18 protein-coding genes are annotated in these 20,838 nt (G+C 56.4%); 2 read left to right on the top strand and 16 right to left on the bottom strand.

The annotated features are described in order from the left end of the window. Nucleotides 1-179: 179 nt before the first annotated feature. The 12 genes from HNQ92_RS24495 to HNQ92_RS24550 form a co-directional block, all read right to left on the bottom strand. A complete protein-coding gene (locus HNQ92_RS24495) occupies nt 180-1,340 on the bottom strand; it encodes a DmpA family aminopeptidase (protein WP_184178397.1) in 1,161 nt (386 codons plus the stop codon). A gap of 133 nt (nt 1,341-1,473) precedes the next feature. Continuing rightward, nucleotides 1,474-2,385, bottom strand: a complete 912-nt coding sequence (locus HNQ92_RS24500; protein WP_184178399.1) for an NmrA/HSCARG family protein — start codon at nt 2,383-2,385, stop codon at nt 1,474-1,476. 346 nt (nt 2,386-2,731) lie between these two features. Further along, nucleotides 2,732-3,079 carry a nuclear transport factor 2 family protein gene (locus HNQ92_RS24505; RefSeq protein ID WP_184178401.1) on the bottom strand — a complete coding sequence of 116 codons (348 nt, stop codon included), beginning with the start codon at nt 3,077-3,079 and terminating at the stop codon, nt 2,732-2,734. A gap of 225 nt (nt 3,080-3,304) precedes the next feature. Beyond that, nucleotides 3,305-3,856 (bottom strand): hypothetical protein, encoded by a 552-nt coding sequence (locus HNQ92_RS24510; protein ID WP_184178403.1) that lies wholly within the window; start codon nt 3,854-3,856, stop codon nt 3,305-3,307. A 245-nt stretch (nt 3,857-4,101) separates the two neighbouring features. After that, a complete protein-coding gene (locus HNQ92_RS24515) occupies nt 4,102-5,259 on the bottom strand; it encodes a hypothetical protein (protein WP_184178405.1) in 1,158 nt (385 codons plus the stop codon). After that, nucleotides 5,243-6,238: a DUF2157 domain-containing protein gene (locus tag HNQ92_RS24520; protein ID WP_184178407.1), complete on the bottom strand. Its 996-nt coding sequence runs from the start codon at nt 6,236-6,238 to the stop codon at nt 5,243-5,245. Before HNQ92_RS24520 ends, HNQ92_RS24515 begins: the two co-directional genes overlap by 17 nt. Before the next feature lie 174 nt (nt 6,239-6,412). Further along, complete coding sequence (locus HNQ92_RS24525) at nt 6,413-9,052, bottom strand: PVC-type heme-binding CxxCH protein (RefSeq protein WP_184178409.1); 2,640 nt, start codon at nt 9,050-9,052, stop codon at nt 6,413-6,415. Between the two features lie 9 nt (nt 9,053-9,061). Next, a complete protein-coding gene (locus HNQ92_RS24530; protein ID WP_184178411.1) occupies nt 9,062-9,955 on the bottom strand; it encodes a sugar phosphate isomerase/epimerase family protein in 894 nt (297 codons plus the stop codon). A gap of 64 nt (nt 9,956-10,019) precedes the next feature. After that, nucleotides 10,020-13,847 (bottom strand): PVC-type heme-binding CxxCH protein, encoded by a 3,828-nt coding sequence (locus HNQ92_RS24535; RefSeq protein WP_184178413.1) that lies wholly within the window; start codon nt 13,845-13,847, stop codon nt 10,020-10,022. A 100-nt stretch (nt 13,848-13,947) separates the two neighbouring features. Further along, the gene (locus HNQ92_RS24540) at nt 13,948-14,463 is read right to left on the bottom strand and encodes a YdeI/OmpD-associated family protein (RefSeq protein ID WP_184178415.1); all 516 of its coding nucleotides are present in this window, start codon (nt 14,461-14,463) and stop codon (nt 13,948-13,950) included. Nucleotides 14,464-14,856: 393 nt separating this feature from the next. After that, nucleotides 14,857-16,983 carry an alpha-amylase family protein gene (locus HNQ92_RS24545; protein ID WP_246440791.1) on the bottom strand — a complete coding sequence of 709 codons (2,127 nt, stop codon included), beginning with the start codon at nt 16,981-16,983 and terminating at the stop codon, nt 14,857-14,859. Nucleotides 16,984-17,142: 159 nt separating this feature from the next. Further along, nucleotides 17,143-17,382, bottom strand: a complete 240-nt coding sequence (locus HNQ92_RS24550) for a filamentous hemagglutinin (protein WP_184178417.1) — start codon at nt 17,380-17,382, stop codon at nt 17,143-17,145. A gap of 281 nt (nt 17,383-17,663) precedes the next feature. Between HNQ92_RS24550 and HNQ92_RS24555 the strand changes: the two genes are divergently transcribed. Then, nucleotides 17,664-18,521 carry a dienelactone hydrolase family protein gene (locus tag HNQ92_RS24555; protein WP_184178419.1) on the top strand — a complete coding sequence of 286 codons (858 nt, stop codon included), beginning with the start codon at nt 17,664-17,666 and terminating at the stop codon, nt 18,519-18,521. A 10-nt stretch (nt 18,522-18,531) separates the two neighbouring features. Here the strand turns inward: HNQ92_RS24555 and HNQ92_RS24560 are convergent, their stop codons facing one another. After that, a complete protein-coding gene (locus HNQ92_RS24560) occupies nt 18,532-18,759 on the bottom strand; it encodes a hypothetical protein (RefSeq protein ID WP_184178421.1) in 228 nt (75 codons plus the stop codon). Between the two features lie 247 nt (nt 18,760-19,006). On the opposite strand from HNQ92_RS24560, the gene HNQ92_RS24565 reads away from it, so the two are divergent. Next, nucleotides 19,007-19,894: a helix-turn-helix transcriptional regulator gene (locus HNQ92_RS24565; RefSeq protein WP_184178423.1), complete on the top strand. Its 888-nt coding sequence runs from the start codon at nt 19,007-19,009 to the stop codon at nt 19,892-19,894. 13 nt (nt 19,895-19,907) lie between these two features. On the opposite strand, the gene HNQ92_RS24570 is transcribed toward HNQ92_RS24565, so the two are convergent. Genes HNQ92_RS24570 through HNQ92_RS24580 form a run of 3 tightly spaced genes read right to left on the bottom strand, consistent with a single transcriptional unit; the run spans nt 19,908 to nt 20,535 of the window. Continuing rightward, nucleotides 19,908-20,072: a hypothetical protein gene (locus tag HNQ92_RS24570; protein WP_184178425.1), complete on the bottom strand. Its 165-nt coding sequence runs from the start codon at nt 20,070-20,072 to the stop codon at nt 19,908-19,910. Nucleotides 20,073-20,122: 50 nt separating this feature from the next. After that, nucleotides 20,123-20,296 (bottom strand): hypothetical protein, encoded by a 174-nt coding sequence (locus HNQ92_RS24575; protein WP_184178428.1) that lies wholly within the window; start codon nt 20,294-20,296, stop codon nt 20,123-20,125. A 5-nt stretch (nt 20,297-20,301) separates the two neighbouring features. Beyond that, the gene (locus HNQ92_RS24580; RefSeq protein WP_184178430.1) at nt 20,302-20,535 is read right to left on the bottom strand and encodes a hypothetical protein; all 234 of its coding nucleotides are present in this window, start codon (nt 20,533-20,535) and stop codon (nt 20,302-20,304) included. Nucleotides 20,536-20,838 lie beyond the last annotated feature (303 nt).

Below are 20,838 nucleotides of genomic sequence, written 5' to 3' on the forward strand. Positions count from 1 at the left end.
AAGAACATGGCAGCCCAGATAGACTCATTTGCTGATAAGTTCCAAACCTTGATTCAGTTTATGACCCAAGAATTAGTTTTATGAGAAAGCCCTGTTCATGTCAGTAAATAAAGTACCACCGCTTTGAAGAAGCAAGGTACTTTCATAATGGATTTCCTTGCCCTCGTTAGCGCGGCTTTTTACTTTATTCTATTATACTTTTTTAGCAAATCAATGACTAAGCCATGAGGAAGCGCATACGCCTTGTTGCCGTTGATGCCCTCCGTCGTCTCCGCGGCAACCATCGCATTTATAATGGCTTCCTCAGTGGCTTGAACCGTTGCCTCAAACAAGGGATTTATGAAATCATTTGGTAACTCATCAACTTTGGTGAAGTTCTCCCTTTGAAAGGCCGAAGGGTTGGCCGTAGAAAAGGCAATGAATATGTCGCCGGAACCGTTCTCGCCACGTCCGCCCACGATGCCTACGCCAATGGGTACCCTGGCCGCAATTCTTTTTAATTGGTGCGGCAACAACGGAGCATCTGTCGCAACTACCACGATGATGGAGCCGTCCCCTTCTTGTCGGTACGAGGGGGGCGCTTTAAATTCATAGTTGAGCGTGTCTCTTAATTCTTGTCCTATGGGCACGCCCGCAATGGTAAAATTGCGTTTACTTCCAAAATTCGATTGGACCAATACCCCCACCGTATAGGTTGAGTCTTTGATCTTTACCACTCTTGATGAAGTTCCGGTGCCGCCCTTAAAGCCCAAACACATCATTCCGGTACCTCCACCCACATTGCCTTCTTGTACAGAACCGGATTTGGCATTGTCCAATGCTTCATACGCATGGCTTTCCTTTACGTGAAAACCATAAATATCGTTTAGGAAACCATCGTAGGTTTCAGCAACAACCGGATACGTATACCAAAAGTCTTCTTTATACCAACCCGTTTTTACAAACCACTTCAACACGGCGTCTCGCACGGTACCTACGCTATTGGTATTTGTGATCATGATGGGCGTTTCCAAAAAACCTGATTCGGTTATCCAGGTCGTTCCGGTCATTTCACCATTGCCGTTGAGCGAATACCAGTTCGCAAAAACTGGATTGTTGTTTCTGCCCCTGGGTAAAATGGCCGTGACGCCCGTTCTAACCGGACCTTTTCCCCTTACGTTTTTTCCTTGTCCCGAAACGAGGGTACTGTATCCCACTTCCACCCCTTTTACATCCGTTATTGCGTTGAACTTGCCGGTGATGCCGTGAAAAGGAATTCCAATATCCCGGGCTCTTGGCTTCTGTCCAAAGAGGGGTGCCTGAACAAGTAGGAGTGAGCAAGCCAGTAGTAAATAGTTCATAAGAATCAGTTTGTGAGGGATAATCTAACGGGTAAAGCAATACTGATAGCTGGATTTTTTAAGTATCGTTAGGGAGGGTCTCTCCAACCATTCACTCAGCGCATGGGATTGGTTAGTTTTCTCGTTTTAGGGCTTAAATTGCTATTTGATTCCTGTTTTCTTCTATCCATTTTTTAAAAGATTTTAGGGGAAGGCCATAGCTGCTCGTTTCTTTAAGGTCAAAACCCCATCCTGGCACATCGTTCATCCATTGGTGAGATTCAACTGTTCCCTGAAAAAGCCCACGCCTTATGCCGTCAACAGCATTAACTTTTTCGTAAATTACTGTTTTGTACACTGTCTTACTTAGTATGGCAGCAATCTCTCTCATAGAAAGTTCATCTGCGGCTATGTTAATATCTTTTTTGTGAAATTTTTCTGGATTTTCAAAACCAATTCTTGCAAAAAGAGCAGTATCTTGTCCGCAATTTAGTTTTATGGGGGTTTCAGGGTTCAACACGCCAAATAATTTTCCAAATTTTAATTCAGGTGCCATATAGGTAGACAATGGCTCGGTAAAATTCTCCATAAAAAAACTTGGATGTAAAATTGTCCAATTTGAAAACCCTCCTTGACGAATATACTCTTCTGCTTGATACTTATTTTCCCACATTTGGGAAAGTATTTGGGATTTGTTCCATCGAGGAAAAATATTTGTCCCTACTACGGATGTGTGTATTATTTGCTGGACTCCTGCGTTCAATGCTGACTCAACCATATTTTTTGTATTACGAGGCTCTACAGAGGGGTCCTTGGGATCTGAATATTGTGCGGAAAATATAGCTTCAACATCTTTCATTACCGGAATAAGGGAGTCTGGGTCGCCTAAATCACCTTGTACTATTTCAGCGCCCAATTGTTCAATTTGTTTAGCAGCTAATGAGTTAGGATTTCTCGTCAATACACGAACAAGATGTCCAAATTGTAAAAGCTCTCTGGCTACATTTCCACCTTGTGTTCCTGTTCCTCCTACGATTAGGATTGATGGAGATTTTTTGTTATTCATAAATTATTTTTTTGTTTCAGGCTTGATTTTACCTTTATGTAAAGCCAATAAGTACTTGTTTGAGGAGGTAAATTTAGAAACTTATTATTTATTTTTGATACCAAGTATAAAAAAGTAACAGTAACTTTTAAGTAACAAAGTAACTTACGACAGGAAACATTTTAAAGTCTACAGCGTGAAAAAAGAATAGTACAGTAGTCTACGATTCAATGGGTGTACTCCAAGATATTTCCAATAAAATGCAAGCAAAGAATTAAAAGACTTAGAAATGAATAAAACTTGTTGGTAGTACAAGGAAAAATCCCCCCAGGCAACGATTCATGGGGGTCGGTGACGTTGATCTTCACTAGGCTTTGATGACAAATGCTTTTAACCCGGCCATTTTGCCGTCGCGGAAGCGCCATACGTCGCAGTAGGTGTAGCGGACTGTTTTGCCGGTTTCATCCTTGAGGTTGATGGTGCCCAGGGCCGTTACAAAATCTCCTTCGGCTATCAACTGCTCCACCCTAAATTGGGGCGGCTCTGCGTAGGCCGTGGCCATCCACTGCCGAACGGCTTCCTTCCCTTGCAGGGTAACATCACCCACAAATACCCACTCGGTATCTTCCGTGCAATACGCCAGAAAACCCTCGTAGTCTCCTTCCTTAATGGCCGCATTGGCTTTTTCTAAAATGGCTTTGTTGTGTTGGGGCATGGTGCTGGTGGTTTATGTGGTTGTGGGAATTTTTGGGCTTGTCAAAAAATGGACTAAAAGTGTTTATGAAGTTGTGGTATTTGAAAAACGTTACTTTCAGTCAAAAAAAGTAAAATAGTGATTTGAAATCAAATGCCTAACGTCCTAATACAGTTTATAAAAATATTGTTAACCGTCCCCTTTCCCTCCTCTCAATCAAACGAGTTGTAATTTGAAGTGAGTTCACTATTTTAAGCTATCATTATTTGTAATTTTTTGAATTATAGTATCGGGTCTACTGTTGATTGTTTTATTGCCCAGAGAAAGTGTTCTAAAGGTATTTAAACTATCTTTTAGTAGCTTGTTTTCTTGCCGCAGCTCTATATTTTGTTTATCAGAGTATAAGTTGCCAAAAAAGAGACCTATGCTAAGAAGCCCTGTCCCGATCAGAGGGATTAGTGTCCAAAGAGCTGTCTCGCTTAGTTGGTTAAGAAAGTTTTGTTTAGGTTGTTTAAATAGTCCTTTTTGTTCTAATGTCTCAATACAGTTGTCAAGAAAACGTTTTGCTACAATAGGCTTTTCAGCTAACCACCGTCGTACATCTTCTGGGCGGTCCCAGCTTGATGCTTTAACATTAAAACTAAATTGGGAAATAAATGAAAATTCGGGTGAGTCTTCCCCAAAAAAATCTTTGATATAAGAAGCAGTTTGAAATACCCAATTCAGATTTTCATTGCCGAAGTCGTCTAGCTTGTCCTTCTGGGTTTTTAAAATACCTATTGCTTTTTTAACAGTCATTGTTGCTTTTTTCTGAAACGGGTTGCCAATAAAAGTGACGCCTAAATATACAAAAAAGAATGTAGTACTTTTTGTATTAATTTTACACTTATTTAATATAAAAATGACTTTTATGGGCGATAGTTCTTAGGGCACAGCCCCATAAATGGTAAAGCAACTCCGCTTAAAGACATCCTGGTTCCAGACTTCACCGAGAACAGGGTTCTTTAAATTAAAAACTCATAATATCTGGCCAAGTACCCTCCCTAGTACCTTTCCCCCGCGCCGCCGCCGCCAAAATCCCCGCCGCCCAGCTGGAAGTCGGGGGTGTCGGGGGTGAGGCTTTGGGTGGTGTGCGAAAGTACCACCGCTTCGATCAGTGGGGGTACTTCGGAGGGTACCTCGGGGACGTAGCTAAAGCCCAGCCGAGGCGTTTGGAGCAGCCGGATGAGGGTATACGCCAGCGCCGTGATGAAAGTACCTCCCAGCACCAGCAGCCACGCGGCAGGTACCCAGGGATAGTAGTACTGCACGGTAGCCACCGAGGCGGTCAGGCCCAGCAGCGCCAGCAGGAGCAGGCTGCGGTCGCGCTGGCGAATGCCCCGGTACAGGTACCCCAGCGGAATCAGGAAGGTGAGCAGCCAGAAGAAACCCGCAAAAGCAATCTCGGGCGAAACCGCTTCGTAACGGCCGTTGAGGGCGGCGTTGGCCTCGCGCACCACGCCGTAGTTGCCGCAGAGGTACACCACCACCAGGGTGGCCAGGCCTACCCATTCGAGGGCGGTTTGCCAGTAGTAGGCGCCGGGCCGGGTGAGCTGCCGCCGGGTCCAGGCGTAGACAAGTACCCCCAGCAGCAGGCCCGCGAAGGGCAAAAGTACCCGCCCGAGCGGGAACTGGAGCAGGAGCGAAAAAACGACCGTGCACAAAGTACCTAGCGCCGCCAGCGCCAGTACCGGCTCGCCCGTGCTGTAGGCGATCAGGAACAGCACCGGCAAAAACACCAGCGCGGCCACCCACACTTCCTGGAGGCGCAGGAGCTCGTATAGCTCAAAAACGGGTACACAAAGCGCGCCCGTGATGCCGTAGAGCAGGGCGTTATCGGCCCCGGCGAAGCGCAGCTTTTTGGTGCGGATGAGGCGAACCAGCAGGTACCCCGCCAGGGCGGCGTAGGCCAGGGAGCAGATCGAAAAGCCGAGCAGCTCGACGAAAAATAAACCAAAAAAGGAGCCGCCGAACAAAAACGCCAGGCTGCCGAAGAGAAACAAACCTACTTTCACGAAAAAGTGCGGCGCGTAAGGTACATCGGCGTGGTGGGCCTGGATGGCGTCGAGCTGGTCGTCGGAGAGGAGGGCTTCCTGATGCAGGCGCTGGGCTAGCTCCTGGGCGTAGCGATGGCGGAGGGGGGCGTCAGGGTATAGTTTCATGGGGAGGGGGCGTGAGGGAAAGTATTTTTTTGTAATTCAGGAAAAACCAAAGTACCCCTACGGCACTGGCTACCACGTAGAGCAGGCCAAAGAAAGCCCAGAGTTCTTCGGGCATGACCCGAAACAGCAGGTACGTGAAGCCCACGTAGCCGTAGACAACGGCCATGAGTAAAAACAAAAACGACTGGCTGCGGCGCGCGTAGAAGTAGGCCGCCGCACACCCGGCCGCCAGGCCGAGCGCGTAGAGCAAGGTACTTGCCTCCCAGGCAAATACCCCCGCCAGGGCGGCCACCAGAAACAGGTTGCCGCCCAGCAGCCAGTAGGTGTACGAAAAGTGGGGCTTGATGGCCCGCCGCTCCAGCAGGTAGCTGGCTCCTACCAGCAAGGTACCTACGCCCAGGGCGGTGAGCACCAGCCGGGGATCGGACAGGTCGTTGGTGGCCCAGACGCGCAGCGGCGTGACGGTGAGCCCGGCCCAGGAAGCCAGCGCCGTGAGGCCCATCGAGAGCACGCCGCGGTGGTCGAAGCGGTAGGCGCAAAACAAAAACAGCAGCGCGGGCAGCAGCGTAGCCAGGCCGTAGCGGGTGCCGAAGAGCTGGTAGCGCCACTGCGCGTAGCCTTCCAGCACCAGAAACAGCGTGCAGCCCAGCAGCAGCACGTAGTCGGCCAGGGGCTTGGGGCTGGCTACGTAGGCGGTGCTCAAGGGCGGGCGGTGGCGGTAGGCGTAGTAAAAGCAGCCCGCCGTGAGCAGGGCCAGGAGGATCAGTAGCGCGTCGTGCCCGATGGTGTCGATGTGCTGGTAGATGACGATGCCGAGCCCGGCCGCGAGCAGCAGTACGCCCGTACTGAGCAGGCTTCGCAGAAACAGGAACAACGAGACGGGCCGCGAGCGTTCGCGGGCTTCGAGACGTTGGCGCTGCTCGGGCCCCACGAACTGGCGTTCCTGCCATTCGTTCAGGATGTTGGTAAGTACGTTCATAAAGGAGAGTCGAATAAAAGCCTAAAAGTAGCTATTTGACGCGGGCTAAGCTATTGACTTCCAGCGCCACTTAGTAAGTGGCGGATGCCACCTAGTAGCTGTGGTTATTAGCCAGGATAAGGGGGCGGCGGGTTGGACTTTTCACGCCACCCACGCGCGATGCGCCCCAGGGACCTACTTTTTGGCTTCCAAAAAAGCCAGCAGATCCCGCAGGTCGCTGACGCTGAGTTGTTGTTCCAGGCCGTCGGGCATGAGGGACGTGGTGATGAGGCCGTAGTCCTGGATGTCTTTCTTCAAAAACGTCCGGAAGCCCGCGCCCTGCGTGTAGAGCTCAATGTCTCGGTCTCCCACGTCGATTTGTCTACCCTGGTGGGTTTCGCCGCTGTGGAGCCGCACGTACCAGCCCTGCCATTCGGGCGAAATCTCCTCCGAGGGCCTAAGGATAGCCCGGATGAGCTGGCTACGCGACTTGGACTGGCCTACGTGTGTCAGGTCTGGACCCAGGGCTCCGCCCCGGCCCTCGACAGCGTGGCAGGCCGAGCACACCGCCCGGACCGAGTAAAAAACCCGGCGGCCCCGCTGGGCATCCCCCGTCGTCGTCAGGGCTTGTTCCCAGGCAGCCAAGGTACCCGGGCGGGTACGGTCTGGCAGGGCCAGCGCCAGGGCCAGTTGCTGTTTCAGCGGCTCCTGGGTTTTGCCGTCCGCGTAGGCTTTCTGGAGGGCTTTCCGAACGGGCAAAGTACCTGCGTAGGTACGTAAGTAGCGAGCGGCTTCCAGCTGCACCTCCGGGGAGGGGTCTTGCAGGAGCGGTACTACCTCGGCGGAGAGGTCGGTGGGCTGACGGGATAGCGCCAGCAGCGCTTCGGCCCGCAGCAGTACCGGCTGGGTCGTTTGCCGGGCGAGCGGCCCGAGCAGCGCCGCCACCGCGGGCGAGGGTACCTGCGCCAGCGAGCGCACGGCCTCCAGCCGCAGCGCGGGGTCTTGTTCTTCGGTGAGCAATGCCGTGAGCAGTTCGAGCTGCGTTTCGGGTTTTTCGAGCATCCGGAGCGCCAGGGCCCGCCAGGCCGACGGACGGGCGCGATCCCGCACAAAAGACTCCAGAAAGTGCGGAGGCAGGTTTCGGGGGATCGACTTAGCGTAGGGCTGCGCGCGGCTGCGGTAGGCGGTAATGAAGGCCGGGTCGAGGTGCCGGATGGTTTCCAGGTAGGTTTCAAACAAGGCCGGGGAGGGGGTACCTCCGGCCAGGGCGCGGTCCAGCTCGGGCCGGAGCGCCGTGAGTCCCGCCCGGCCGATCCAGAGCAGTACCCGCTGCCGCACACGTGCGTCGGGGTCGGCCAGGAGCCGCGTCAAAAGGTCGTCGGCGGGCGGGGTACCCAGCCGTTGCAGGGCTAAAAGTACCCCCAGGCGTACCGCGGGCTCGGGGCTCTGCGTAGCCGTGATTAGCCGGGGACGAAACTCGGGACGAGCCAGCGCCATCACGGCCGCGTGGCGCACGAACGGATCGTCCTGGCTTAGGTACTTTGTAAGTGCTTCGAAATCGGTGGATGATTGGATTGCCTGAAGCAAAGTACCTTCGGAAGGCGGCCCGGCGGGCTCGTACGGGGAGCGAGGCTTGGCCACCGCCTCCGACGGCCGGGCTGCCAGCCGCCAGATCCGCCCCCGGCCGTGGTTGGGGTAGTCGCGCAGTACCCAGTCGGTGAAGTAGATGGTCCCGGCCGGATCGGTGGCGAAGGCTACGGGCCGGAAATCCGGTCCGCCTTGTATAAGTACCTCCGTACTGCCCGTTACGGATGCGCCCTGGGGCCGTAGGCCTACGCGCACGACCCGGCTTTCTTCCCAAATACTGGTCAGGAGCTGCCCCTGGTAGTCGGTGGGGAGGGCGGCCAGGCTGGCATCGAGCAGGCCGGAAGGCGCTTCGCCCAGCCCCACGGCGTAGGGCAACGTACCCGGTAACTCGCCGTTCCAGGCCAGGTAGGGGTGGATGCCACTGCCGCCGTACAGGGACTGGTAGCCGTAGTCGCCGCCGGGTAGGATGTGCAGCAGGCGGTTGGGGCCGCGGCTGTCGGGATCATTATCCGCCGCCAGCAGCCGTCCCTGCGCGTCAAACTTAAGATCCATCGGATTCCAGAAGCCCGTGGCGACTTCCTCAAGGTGGGAGCCGTCGGGCCGGGCCCGCACGATGTTGCCACCGTCGCCGTAGCCCCGCAGCGAGGTGCCGTCGGTACCTACCAGTTGCCAGGCCGCGCCACTGGTATTACCGCGCGAAACGTACATCCAGCCGTCGGACGAAAACGTAATACCCAGCAAAGCCGCGTGCGCGTAGACGGAGGCCGGTTCGGTGAGCTCAAGTACCCGCTTTTTTTCTTCACAAATACCGTCTCCATCCCGGTCGTAAAGTACCCATACGGCCCGCGACGTAACGAGGTAGAGGTGCCCTTCGGGCGAGAACGCCAGGTTGAGGCCTTCTTTGAACCCCTCCGCAAAAACCCAACTGGAGTCCGGTTGGCCGTCGTGATTGCGGTCCGTAAGTACCTTGATCCTGTCGTCTTTCGGGCCTGGGTAGTGGGCGGGGGGCAGGTGCGTATGCGACTCCAGCACGAAGATCCGGCTCTGGCGGTCGATGGCAATTCCGATGGGCGTCACGATGTCCGGCTCCTCGGCAAAGAGCGTGAGCTCGAGCCGGGGGTCCAGCAGGTGGGGGAGTTCCGGTGCGGGGGGCGTTTTTTCTCCCAAACGAAACGAAAGAAGCCAGGCGGCAACCAGCACAGTAGCCGTAAGCAAGTACCTGGGCGGGGGTAGTTGGGGATGAAGCATCGAAAGTACCTAGCGTTCGTATTTTTGAAAAAGGTGATAGGCCCGACGCAAGTCGTCCTCCAGGGTAGTTTGATCCAGGGGTGGGGCCATCTCCACCAGCAGGTACCCCTGGTAGCCGTGGGCGAGCATCCGCTCCACCACGCCCGCGTTGTCGGTGACGCCCTCCCCAAACCGCACCACCTTGTGAATACCCTTTCGCTCGGTATCTTTGAGGTCGATGTGCAAAATGCGGGAATGAAAACGCTCCACGACTTCGTACAAGTCCACGTTGGCCCCGTCGAAGTGAGCGTTGTCCATGCACATACCCACGTTGGGTGAGGCAATGGCACTGAATACCCGGTCGTAGTCGGCGATGGTTTCCAGGTTGTTATTGGCGTGATTTTCCACCAAAATAAGCATGTCCATTTCCTCGGCGGCGGGCGCGAGCTCCTTAAGTACCTGGATCACGGCGTCTAGCCCGCCCTCCTGGCCGCGCCCGGCCCCGGTGAATTTCACCCGCCTACAGCCCAATTGCCGAGCGGCTTCCATGTTCCAGAGCTTATGGGTCACGTCCTTGATGACGTTGCCCGACGCCCCAAACGAACTGCCCTGCACGCAGATGGGCGTCAGGCCGTGCTTTTTACAGCGGACTTTGATGCTCCGAATGCCCGTGGGGGTGAGGTTACGGGCGTACCAGCAATTGAACTCCACGTTTTTGAAAGGTAGTTTGGGGATGATTTCAAACGCCCGCTCAAAGTTCAGATCGCCGAAGCCGTCGCAGGTGATGGTAGCAATGGCCAGCTCTACCTTCTTTTTTTTCGCCTTGGGGGTACTTGCTACCAGCTCGGGGCTTAGGAGCGAAGTACCAGCCAGGCCCAGGCTGGCGGTTTTGATAAAATCCCGACGGGACGATTCCTGCTGCATAGTGTTGAGTTTGTGTTTTTATCCAATGGTAAAGAGCTTATAAACCACCTCCCCGCCAACGACCCTAGGGTAAAGGTACCTGGGCGGTGGTGCGGAGGTAGGCCACCAGGTTTTTGATTTCGGTGTCGGTGAGGGGCTCCAGCAGGCCGGTGGGCATCATGGAGGTGGGCGTTACCTCGCGCGTTTGTACCTCCGACTTATTGATCACCACGGCGTCCTGGCCCACGATGCGTAGCGTCAGCTGCCGCTCGGTTTCCTTGGCCACGTTACCCACGTAGGTACGTCCGTCGCGGGTCGTGACCACCACCATTTTGTAGTCGTCCTGGATTTCGCCGCTGGGGTCCAGGATGTTGCTGAGCAGGTAGTCGAGGTTGGCGCGGTTGGAGCCGGTAATGTCGGGCCCCAGAGTACCTCCTTCGCCGTACATGCGGTGGCAGGGGCCGCAGGTTTGCTGGAAAAGTACCCTTCCCTGACGCGGATTGGCCTGGGCCAGGGCGGGCTCGGTGAGGAGCTTGCGGTAACGGCTGTAGGCTTTTTCGTCCAACGCCACGTGGTCAATCGGCCCCCACACTTCCACGAAACCACTCCCGACCACCCGGCGGAGCTGCCGCGCCAGGTAAACGGGGACGTCGCGCTTGGGTACCTCGTTTTTGGCAATGGCCTGCGTGAGCAGCCAGCCGTAGCGGGGGCGCGAGGCCAGCGCCTGCACGGCTTCCGCTTTTTCGGCCGGGCTGAACGTGGGGTAGTTGGCCAGAAGTAGTTTGCCCAGCGGCTCGTGGTCGTAGCCCGCCACCGCCCGAATGGCGTCCAGCCGTAGCCCGGCGTCCTGCAGCAGGGTAGGTAGTTCTTTGAGGAGTTCCGGCCGCTGCTGCGCCGTCAGGGCTTGCAAAGCTTTACGCCGCTGCTCCAGGGGTACTTTGGGGTCTTTCAATGTCGTCAGGTACTGGCCCGCCGCCTCGGTGTCGCCAAAGTGCTGCGCCAGCTCCAGGGCCAGCTGGGCGGTGGGGGCGTCGGACTGCCGCAGGCTGGCGTACACGGTTTTCCAGTTGGCGGGGGCCTTCAGGTCGGAGCGGCCTTCGAGGCCGTCGCGCATCCCGGCCAGCAGGCTGGGCAGGGCTTTGGGTTTTTGGCCCAGGGCCGCTACCAGGGTTTCGGTGGCGTTGGCGTCGACCGCCCGGCGGGCCACCAACTGGGCCAGTAGGGGTATTTCGCTCCGGGAGGCCAGTTGCAGGGCGCGGGCTGGATTTTCGGCGACCAGCGGCTCCAGGCCGTACCAGATCATCTTGGGTAGGTTGTGGTCCTGGGCGTCTTCGCCGTGGGCCATCAGGGCGCTAGCCAGCTCCCAGCGCGCGGCGACGGGGAGTCGCTGCAGGGCCGAGGCCAGGTACAGCCGCACCACGGGCGAGGGGTCGGTATGGGCCAGTTGGGTCATTTTAGCCAGTACCTGCGCCGAAGGTACCTGGCTTTCCCCCAAAAACTGCACGGCCCAGGCCCGGACGTGGGCGTCGCGGTCGGTGAGGGCTTCCAGGAGTTGCTGGTTGCTGAGGCCGTTGGTCACGTGCAGGGCCCAGAACGCCCGCAGTCGCCAGTCGGGGTTGGCGTGGGTGCGGTACAGGGTACGAAGGGCGGCGTGGGTACCGGCGCGTAGTTTGCCCTGCGCGGCGCGGTGCTGCAGGATAAGCCGCGCCCGGCGGGCGTGCCACTCGCTGGGGCTGGTTTGGAGCTCGACGAGCTGGGCGTCGGGTAGTTTGCTCAGGTCAGCGTAGCGATTTTTCCAGTTTTGGGCCAATGACTTTTCGGGCATGATTCTATAAATACGTCCCGTTTCCTGCTGAAGTACCTCCGAGCCGCAGATGTCGGCATCGTGCCAGTCGAGTACGTACAAGCCCCCTTCTGGCCCGATCTCCAGGCTGAAACCTACCCACTGGGCGTTGTTGGCCAGCAGGAAGTCTTGCCCGTGCTGGGCCGTAAAGCCCGAGCCCTGGGGTGTCAGCACGTCCGATAGCACGGCGTGCTCGTGGATGTTGGCCATAAAGATCCGTCCGCGCTGCTCGGCCGGGAAAGCATCCGACTGGTAGATGCGCGCCCCGCCGTGGGCTGAGCGGTGGCTGTGGTCGGCGATGGTCTTGATGTCCTGGTACACGTAGGGATTAAAATGCTGCCCGCCCTGGCGGTGGTAGATACCGCCCGGTACCACGTGCCAGAGGTGCGGAATGACGCAAGCCGAAATAAAGAGCTGCCCCTTGGCGTCGTAGTCAATACCCCACGGATTGCTGAAACCGTGCGCTACAACCTCGAAAATGTCTTTGGTAGGATGGTACCGCCACACGCCGCCGTTGATGTCGACGCCCTCTCCTTGCAGGATGTCCTCGGGGAAAGCGTCTTTGTGCCGGTAGAGCCGCCCCTTGCCCGTGGGTTTGCGTACTTTGGAGGGCGTGGCGAAGCCCTGGCAGCCGTAGAGCCAGCCGTCAGGACCCCAGTGGAAGCTGTTGAGGGTTTCGTGGCGGTCGCGGATGCCCCAGCCCGTGAGGCGTACTTCAATGTTATCTACATCGGCTTTGTCGTCGTGGTTGCGGTCGGGCACGAAGAGCAGGTTGGGCGGAGCACCCACAAATACCCCGTCGAAGCCCACGGCCAGCGCCGCCGGAAAGGCGATGCCTTCCAGGAATACCTTGCGGCTGTCGGCCACGCCGTCGCCGTTGGTATCTTCCAGGATCAGGATACGGCTGTCGCCCGCGTTGGAGAAACCCTTCCCGCGCGCCTCGTAGTCGCGGTTTTCGGCCACCCAGAGGCGGCCGCGGTCGTCCCAGCAAAAGGCCATCGGCTGGGTGATCATCGGCTCGGCGGCCCAGGCGTTGACGGTATAGCCCGGCTGGGCGGTCATGGCGGCTACGGCTTCCTGCGGCGTGAGGAACTTGGCCTCGCGGCCTTCCTTCTGGGCCAGCTGCCAGAGCGCCACCGTGGAGTACATGGAGTTGTTGCCCGCATACTCTCCCCAGGCTTTGGTCAGCGCCACGTCGTTGAGCTCGCCGGTGTAGGCCACCACCTGGTGCCGAATGGTTTCGGTTTCGCCTTTTTTGATGTGCCAGTCGCCCGAGCGGGCGCGGGCGGGGCCTACGCCCAGCTGGTTATCCACCCGCCAGGTTTGGGGGTACCCTTTGTTTTCGGGGTGGTCGAAAATGGCCACGTGGGCCAGGTCGTCGCGGCCCGCTACCTGCATGGCTACGTCTACCCACATAGCGCGCTGGCCTTCGGCCTTTTCGTTGCGTTGTCGGGCGGCGTTGATCACCTCTCCCCGGATCCCCTCTTTCCACGGCATCCGCAGGAACAACCCGCCGTAATCGTACTTACCTATAGTGATATCCGTTAGCGCCTCGCCGTTCCATTCCAGGTCGAGCAGGAAGCGCCCGTCTTTTTCGCGCAGCGCCCAGTCCTGCGTTTCGCGCAGCACGGGCTGGCCTTTATCGTCCAGCAGGTCGTACACGGTTTGCCACTTCACCACGCTGCCCGAGTCTTCCACTACCGTAGCTGACACGCGCCGCCAGTAGTCGCCCTGCGGATTGTGAAAATAATCGCGACCGTTGACGCGCGTGTAGCCCCAGTAGAGGCCCGTCTGGTGCTTGTGGTGGCCGGGGCTGTACTCCGTAAGTACCCCTTTGCCGTCGGGGGCGGCGATGGGGTGCAGGTAGGGGCGGAAGTCCGGGCGGGCGTGTTGGGTCACGATGGGTTCGGTTTGGCCGGCGCGGTAGATGGCGATGGTACCCGCGGCCGCGTCCTGCCGGACGCGCAGGGTACTTTCTTCGGGAAGTACGAACGAAGAAGCGGTTTTCCGGCTTTCGGGCGAAAGCTGGGTGATCAGGAGCGTCAGGAGCCAAAGGAGCGGTCGGGACATAGGTACGGGCTGAGGGTGAATGTACTATAAAGTACCCCACGTACCTTTTTTAACCATTTGGTACTGATCAACTAGTTCCTGGTAAGAAAGAAAGTACCTTCTAGCCCGCGTTCGCTTGTTTTTTGAAGTACCGGATCATGCTGCCGTAGTCCATGTGCATGGCCAGGCCCTGGATACACTGGGCGATTCGCTTGGCCTTGGTCGCGGGTGTTTTGGCGCTTTCCACCCATTTGGAGAAATAATTTTGGTGGCCTTTGGTGAGCTGATTGAAAAATTCCAGCGCCCGCGGCTCGTCCTGGAGGCATTCGAGGAGGTCGTCGGAGAGGGCCACGGGCGAATGATCCACTTCCAGCGCTACTGCCACGATGGCGCCTTCCTGTTTGCGGAGCGCCCGGCGCATGGTACCGTTGACGGGCAGGATAAAACCGCCGTCGCCCATCGGGAGCAGCGCGACCTGCGCCAGGGGGTACTTGTCCAAGGTACCTTTGACCCGGTAGATGATCCGGACGCCGGGGTTGAGTTCTTCGGCCAGGTGCGGTGGGATTTCCAGGTACGTCCAGCCGGTTTTTTCGCCCTTTTGTTCAAATTTCCGAAGGGTAGTGGTAAAGTGGATCATGGTGTTATTGGCTTAACCTCATCCCCAACCCTTCTCCTTCATAGGAGAAGGGGGTTATTGTAATTGGTAAGGGAGGGCTTTTTTGAAAAAATGGGTTGTTACATTTTAATAGTTTAACTTGAGCTATAGGCTTCATGGCCGCGTAGCGGTCGAATGTGTGTAGCAAAATGAGCTCATTGACAGATCCCGCGTATTATCAATCATCTAATCCCATCACTCACGTTGAGTTTATCTTTTCAAAGCTAGGTCAAAAGTACCTGACTGCTGCCATAAATAAGCCATTTTTGCGGTAATCATATTTTCCACAACGCAGAGAAGAAGTACCCCCTCCGCCCCATGCCCCATGCCCTCTGCCCCACGCCCCGTACCCCACGCCCCATGCCCTCTGCCCCACTACCGGTCGATGATCAGGCCGTCGTAGTCGGTGAGGGTACTTAGCTCCAGCTCCAGGTACCCGTCGGCCCAGCGGTGGGGGAGGGGGCGCTCCTGCTGCATGGAAAACACCCGGCTGGGCCGAAAAGCGCAGGCCAGCCGAAACGTCAGATCCCGTACGGGCAGGGGTGCAAAGTAGGTATTGCCACTGAAACCCGTCAGGTTGATCAGGTGCAGGATCAGGCCGTCGTCGGCGTGGCGGGTACTTGCCGTAGCAGCCAGGTTGTTGCCGTACTTCTGCAAAATCACCTCCACGCGCTCGGGGGCGTTGGTGGTGACGAGTTGGCGGGCTTCGGGGTAGAGGTAGTCGATGACATCCAGCAGGATATTCTTGTGCTGCTCGTAGCCGTGCAGGTAGTACAGCCGCCCCAGGTTGATGGGCAGGATCGCGGCCCTGGCCGAGCCGTGCTGCCTGATGCCCAGCGCGTGGTAGCCGGTGGGCTCGTGGCCGCCGATGATCTCGGGCGGTCCGGGGCGGCCTTTGCTCAGGATGGGTAGTTGCCGGGCGTCGGCTTCCGTCAGGTCGTAGAGGCTGAGGTTGAACTTCCAGAAAAGCATTTTTTGTTGCGCAAAGCGCTTGAAAATACGCTTGTCTTCGGGAACCAGGTAGTTGCCGCTGCCGTCGTGGTCGAGCTGCACGATCCGTGCCCCGAAGAGCTCCCGCAGTACGTCGGGCTGGTCGAAGAGCGTGCGGTTGGTGGCAATCAGCGACGTACCCTGCCGCACGGCCTCGCGAAGTACCTGTACGGCCTCGGGCCGCAGGTAGGTGATGTCGGGCAGGAGCAGCAGCTGGTACTGCTTCACTTTTTCGGCCAGGTGGGGTAGTTGCGCGTCTTCCAGGATGTCAAACGGAATATGCGCTTCTTTGAGCATGAGTTGCAGGCCGCGGTACTCCTGCATGGGCAGGCCGCTGGGCCACGAGCCCGGCGCTACCAGGGCGATCTTAGCTACCGAAGCGTAACGCCCGTAGTAGGGCTCGTACTTACGGTGGTGGGCGTAAATTTTCTTAACGACCTCAAAATTGCGCTCGTCTTCGTAGCCACGCAGGTCGCCCATGAGGCTGATGTCCAGCCCGGAGCCGTTGGCGATGTTTTCGTAGAGCCGGATGGCTACCTCCTCGGGCTCCACGGCGTTGTAGCGCGACTGAAACGAAATCTGCTGAATGCTGCTGTTGCTGATGACGTGGTTCGGGAAGGAATTCCCCGCGTTGCTCACGTTGTCGGAGGCGGAGTAGGGCCAGTAGGGCAGGCTGTTGGTTTGGGACTCGTGCCGGATGATGTCCACGTGGCGGTCCAGGTAGGTACAGATGGCCACCTGCGGGTTCTTGGCTTTGACCAGCTTGTGCAGCCGCTCCGACCAATCTTCGACCGTGAATTTCTTGAAATCGAGGTACTTCTGAAACACCGGGTCCGCCTTGTTTTCTTCCGTGGGCAGGGCCAGCCCGCCGCTGTAGTCGGCAAAGCGTTTTTGGTCGTAGGCGTTCTGGTCGATGCCGTGGTACTGGTCCTCGTAGGGGTTGCGTACCTGGTAACCAGGCATGTTCAGGAAAATGCCGTCGATGGGGTACTTGTCCAGTACCTCCCCGATGATCCGGAAGGCGCGGTCCTGCACGTAGGGCGCGTTGATAGACACCACGTACATGTCGGTATTGATGATGCGCTCGCCTTTCGGGGAAATATAGCACCAGTCGGGATGCGCTTTAAAGATGGATTCATGGACCCGACTGAAGTCAAAGCGCACCATCACCCGGATGTTGGCCGCGTGGCACTTCCGGATCACCTCGCCGAGCATGTTATTGGGCTTCAGGTACGGATTGCGGTAGTGAAAGTCCAGCTCGGTGGGGTAGAAGGCCATGATGCCGCCCGCGTTGATGAGCAGGACGTTGGCCGAGCAGGCTTGCAGGTCTTGGAGCAGGGAGTCGGGGTTGAGCGTGGCGGCTTCGTAGGCCGGCAGGTTGGTCTGGATCAGCCGCAGGTTGTTTTGCTTCCACCAGGGGGTACCTGGGTTGGAAGGGGTACTTTTCTTCTGGGCCAACATCGGCAGCGGCAGCAGGAGCGCCAGCAGCAGCAAAACGGGGCGTTTTCTCATCGTAGAGGTACTTGGGTACTTCTACCAAAAAGTAGCTTTGGCCATTTACTACTGATCTTACTTCAAAAGGTAAGCTACGCAGGTACCTGGGCCGGGGAATTATTAACCAATAAAAAAAGGCCGACGGGGAAGTCGGCCTCTTGGGCAAAAATCAGGTTTTTATAACATCGGCGTATCCGGCTCCTGGCCCGGCACGGGGTCGGGGTCCAGCTCGGGAATACCCGGCTCGATGGGTGGATTCTCCGGCTGCGGCTCAAAGGGCGGAATCTCGGGCTCGGGAATTACGGCTGGCGTTTCGTCCGGTGCGTCAGGGATAGGTACCCCCGTTTCGCCGGGCAGGACTGGATTTTCTTCGGGAATGCTGGGATTGTCAGGTCCCGGATATGGGTTCTGGCTCATGATCGTACGGTTTAGCGGTTTCTGGGAAAATGCAGGGCGTGGGTGTGGATTGTTCATGCAGTTGATTGTTTAAAATATCGTGCCTTGATTCGAAGAAGGACGAAAAGCTAGCGTTGGCTGGTCGTAGCCACCATCAGGAAGTACCCAAAAGCGCGGGTTGAAAGTACCCATCTGCCTGAAGTCAGTAGAGAAAGAGGATCCCCAGGCTTTTACAAGAAAATAAGCCTCGCTTTGGCGTAGTTTAGGAGGGGATTTCAATTTCACCAAAAATAATAAGCAGCATGGATCAGCGCATCATCAACCTATTTGACGAGTACACCCACAAACCCTTGAGCCGGGAGACCTTCCTTAAGCGCCTGGCCCAGCTCACGGGTAGCACCACGGCGGCCCTGGCCGTGCTGCCCCTCCTGGAAGTAAACTACGCCCAGGCCGCCACGGTAGCCGAAAACGACGAAGACATTCTGACCGAAGACATCACCTACCCCGGCGACGGCACCACCATGCAAGGGTACCTGGCGCGCCCCAAAGCGGGAGGAAAGCGCGGAGCTGTGATCGTGATTCACGAAAACCGGGGCCTCAACCCCCACACCATGGACGTGGCCCGCCGCGTAGCCAAGGCCGGGTACCTGGCGCTGGCCCCTAACGCGCTCTCGCCCTTCGGAGGTACCCCCGAAAGCGAAGACGAAGCCCGCACGCTCATCGGCAAGCTGGAGGCCCCTAAGAACCTGAACAACTTTTTGAAGGGCTTCGACTACCTCCGCGCCCGCGCCGAAAGCAACGGCAAAACCGGCTGCGTGGGCTTTTGCTGGGGCGGCGCGATGGCCAACCAGCTGGCGGTGCATTCGCCGCAGCTACAGGCCGCGGTAGCCTACTACGGCCGCCAGGCCGAAGCCGCCGATGCGCCCAAGATCAAGGCGGCGGTGCAGCTACACTACGGCGGGCTCGACGAGCGCGTGAACGCGGGTATTCCGGCCTACGAAGAAGCGCTCAAAAAGGCGGGCGTCCGGCACGAGATTTACGTATACGAAGGCGCGCAACACGCCTTCCTGAACGACACCGCCCCCACCCGCTACAACCCCGAAGCCGCTAAGCTGGCCTGGGAACGTACCTTGCGGTTTTTTGGTGAAACTTTAAGCTAATGGAAACAAACTAGCCGTGCGACTCGTCGGGGCGGTCGGTGGAGCGGGCGTTTTCCTGCATTTCGCGTTCCTGTTCTTCCCGGTGGATCCGGGCCAGGCGTTTGCGCCAGAAGATGTAAAACCCGAGCAGCAGCACGGGAACGCCAAGGTACACCACGATGCTCGTCATGGAGGTAAAATCGACGGGCTCGGTCTGATTCGGAACTTCCTGGGGTATTTGTAAGAGTAAGTACTTCATAGCAAGGCTGATTGGTTTAGCTACTGATCCAGCGGTGATCCGGGATACGCTAAAAAAACCATTCCCTGCCTCCGGCGGCTGACGAGGCAGGCCGCGACCCGCGACCTGGGGCGGGGGTACTTTACCTACCGCTGGATAAAAATTTGACCAAGGTACCCTGGCCCCAAGTGTTGGGTCGGGGTACTTTGCGTATATTGCTATTGCTAAAGATTTTTAGACAAAACACACCCTATACCCGCCACTCCTCATGAATGAAATCCCCAAAGCCGAGCGTGTGCTTCGGCTCATCCGGCTGCTGCGCGAACGCAAGAGCACCGTGAAGCAACTTGCCCTGCTACTCAATACCATCCCACGCAACGTGTACCGTGACCTCGAAGCCGTGCAAAACATCGGTTATCGCCTACATGCCGATGAAGATTCGCGCTACAGCCTCGAAGCCGAGCCCACGGCTTCGAAGACGCAGTTCAGCCTCGAAGAAACCCGGCTGCTGCGGCAGCATCTGGCCGCGCTCCCGCCCAGTCATCCGTTGAAGACCAGCATTGAACGTAAACTCTACCTGAGCAGCGAGCTACTTCCCCTGGCCGATGAGCTAGCGGATAAGCACCGCGCTACGCTAATCAGCCGCCTGAACCGGGCCATTGCCGAAGCCAGACAGGTGCGGCTCGTCAAGTACCATTCCAGCCATTCATCCACCGTGGCCGATCGGCTCGTGGAACCCCTTAGCCTTTCCGACGATTTTGCTACGCTGAATGCCTTTGAGCTCGTCTCCCAAAAACAGAAAACCTTCAAAATTGCCCGCGTGGAAGAGGTGGAGGTACTTTCAGCCACGAAGGAACACCGGGAAGAATCCGTCGAGCTGGATTTGTTCGGCTTTTCGGGGCCGGTAGCGCTACCCACGGTCATTCGCCTTTCCTTTTTGGCGTACCGGCTGCTTTTTGAAGAATTTCCCGCCTCGCGGGCGTACCTGACGCTCCAAGACAAAGGGGCCCGCTTTCCCTACGAATTCCGCTACCTGGTGCGGGACTTCCGGGGCATCGGGCGGTTTCTGCTGGGTATGGTCGGTGAGGTGGAGGTAGTTGAGCCCGAAGAACTGAGGGTGTTTTTGCGGGAGAAAGTGGAGAAGGGAGAATGGTAATCCAGGATGGGTTTCATCCTTTCCTGCGACGGGCTTGCTGCTTGTACTCGGTGCGGTTCTCGTTCATCGCTTCGGTTCGCCGGGCTAGGTCTTCCGGGGTGAGGTTTCTGGCTTTCATAACGGCCTCGACCTCTTGATCCAATTCGATGGTCAAGTGCCGGACTATCAAATCCTTCAAGGCCTCTATTTCATCTGGACTCATTGGCAGGACTGTTTTTTGAAGCGGAGTTATTTATCTGAACGATCTAACTGTGACCAATCTACGTCCTTTAAAGCTACCTTCATCACATAGTCCGTTTTCGCCTGAGCGGCTTCTTCGACGGTCTTGTAGCTCTTTTTGAGACGGTTATCTTTGGTGAGCAAGGGGCTTACGTGTTGTATTTTGTCTTTTGTGGCTGTCATAGGAACTAGTCTTGTAGTAACGTTTCCATTTCATCCCATTCCGCCTCGGTGAAACCTAAATCGGGTGGCTGAATGGGTTCTGTCTCACATACTAAGTCCAGGAAGGCATCTACACCCACCGCTTTTATTTGAGTAGAATTGTAGGTATTTAGTTGTCCACGCTTTAGTTTAGGTATGGATATATCGTTGATTTTGAGTTGATTGTCTGTCTCGGCGATTGTTTTTGGACAATAGGTCATAAGTTTATTTAATTGACAAGGTGGTAATCTCCCATTAATTGTGTTGCTTTACAAGTAATTACTTTAAGATTGCTATTTGTAAAAGTAAACCTCTCGACATCCTAGAATAATAGAAGGTTTGAAACAGATTACTATTCGTAAAAAAAAGATCCATAAAAGAAGGATTGTAGATGAAGAGCAGACGAGGATTCCGAGGCCCGTCGTCTGCTCACAGAAACCTTGTTTCACTTAAACCAAAATTTCTTATGTCCAAATTTAGCAAGCCTAGCCTACACTATCAAGTAGATCAGCACACATTACTCA

It is taken from the genome of Rhabdobacter roseus (genome assembly GCF_014202275.1).
GTDB lineage: Bacteria > Bacteroidota > Bacteroidia > Cytophagales > Spirosomataceae > Rhabdobacter > Rhabdobacter roseus.

What these genes read in the sequence shown, in the direction of transcription:
- HNQ92_RS24545 (WP_246440791.1), bottom strand. Translation starts at nt 16,983, where the DNA reads ATGAGAAAACGCCCCGTTTTGCTGCTGCTGGCGCTCCTGCTGCCGCTG.
- HNQ92_RS24550 (WP_184178417.1), bottom strand. Translation starts at nt 17,382, where the DNA reads ATGAGCCAGAACCCATATCCGGGACCTGACAATCCCAGCATTCCCGAA.
- HNQ92_RS24565 (WP_184178423.1), top strand. Translation starts at nt 19,007, where the DNA reads ATGAATGAAATCCCCAAAGCCGAGCGTGTGCTTCGGCTCATCCGGCTG.
- HNQ92_RS24530 (WP_184178411.1), bottom strand. Translation starts at nt 9,955, where the DNA reads ATGCAGCAGGAATCGTCCCGTCGGGATTTTATCAAAACCGCCAGCCTG.
- HNQ92_RS24495 (WP_184178397.1), bottom strand. Translation starts at nt 1,340, where the DNA reads ATGAACTATTTACTACTGGCTTGCTCACTCCTACTTGTTCAGGCACCC.
- HNQ92_RS24535 (WP_184178413.1), bottom strand. Translation starts at nt 13,847, where the DNA reads ATGTCCCGACCGCTCCTTTGGCTCCTGACGCTCCTGATCACCCAGCTT.
- HNQ92_RS24510 (WP_184178403.1), bottom strand. Translation starts at nt 3,856, where the DNA reads ATGACTGTTAAAAAAGCAATAGGTATTTTAAAAACCCAGAAGGACAAG.
- HNQ92_RS24520 (WP_184178407.1), bottom strand. Translation starts at nt 6,238, where the DNA reads ATGAACGTACTTACCAACATCCTGAACGAATGGCAGGAACGCCAGTTC.
- HNQ92_RS24560 (WP_184178421.1), bottom strand. Translation starts at nt 18,759, where the DNA reads ATGAAGTACTTACTCTTACAAATACCCCAGGAAGTTCCGAATCAGACC.
- HNQ92_RS24505 (WP_184178401.1), bottom strand. Translation starts at nt 3,079, where the DNA reads ATGCCCCAACACAACAAAGCCATTTTAGAAAAAGCCAATGCGGCCATT.
- HNQ92_RS24575 (WP_184178428.1), bottom strand. Translation starts at nt 20,296, where the DNA reads ATGACAGCCACAAAAGACAAAATACAACACGTAAGCCCCTTGCTCACC.
- HNQ92_RS24525 (WP_184178409.1), bottom strand. Translation starts at nt 9,052, where the DNA reads ATGCTTCATCCCCAACTACCCCCGCCCAGGTACTTGCTTACGGCTACT.
- HNQ92_RS24540 (WP_184178415.1), bottom strand. Translation starts at nt 14,463, where the DNA reads ATGATCCACTTTACCACTACCCTTCGGAAATTTGAACAAAAGGGCGAA.
- HNQ92_RS24500 (WP_184178399.1), bottom strand. Translation starts at nt 2,385, where the DNA reads ATGAATAACAAAAAATCTCCATCAATCCTAATCGTAGGAGGAACAGGA.
- HNQ92_RS24580 (WP_184178430.1), bottom strand. Translation starts at nt 20,535, where the DNA reads ATGACCTATTGTCCAAAAACAATCGCCGAGACAGACAATCAACTCAAA.
- HNQ92_RS24555 (WP_184178419.1), top strand. Translation starts at nt 17,664, where the DNA reads ATGGATCAGCGCATCATCAACCTATTTGACGAGTACACCCACAAACCC.
- HNQ92_RS24515 (WP_184178405.1), bottom strand. Translation starts at nt 5,259, where the DNA reads ATGAAACTATACCCTGACGCCCCCCTCCGCCATCGCTACGCCCAGGAG.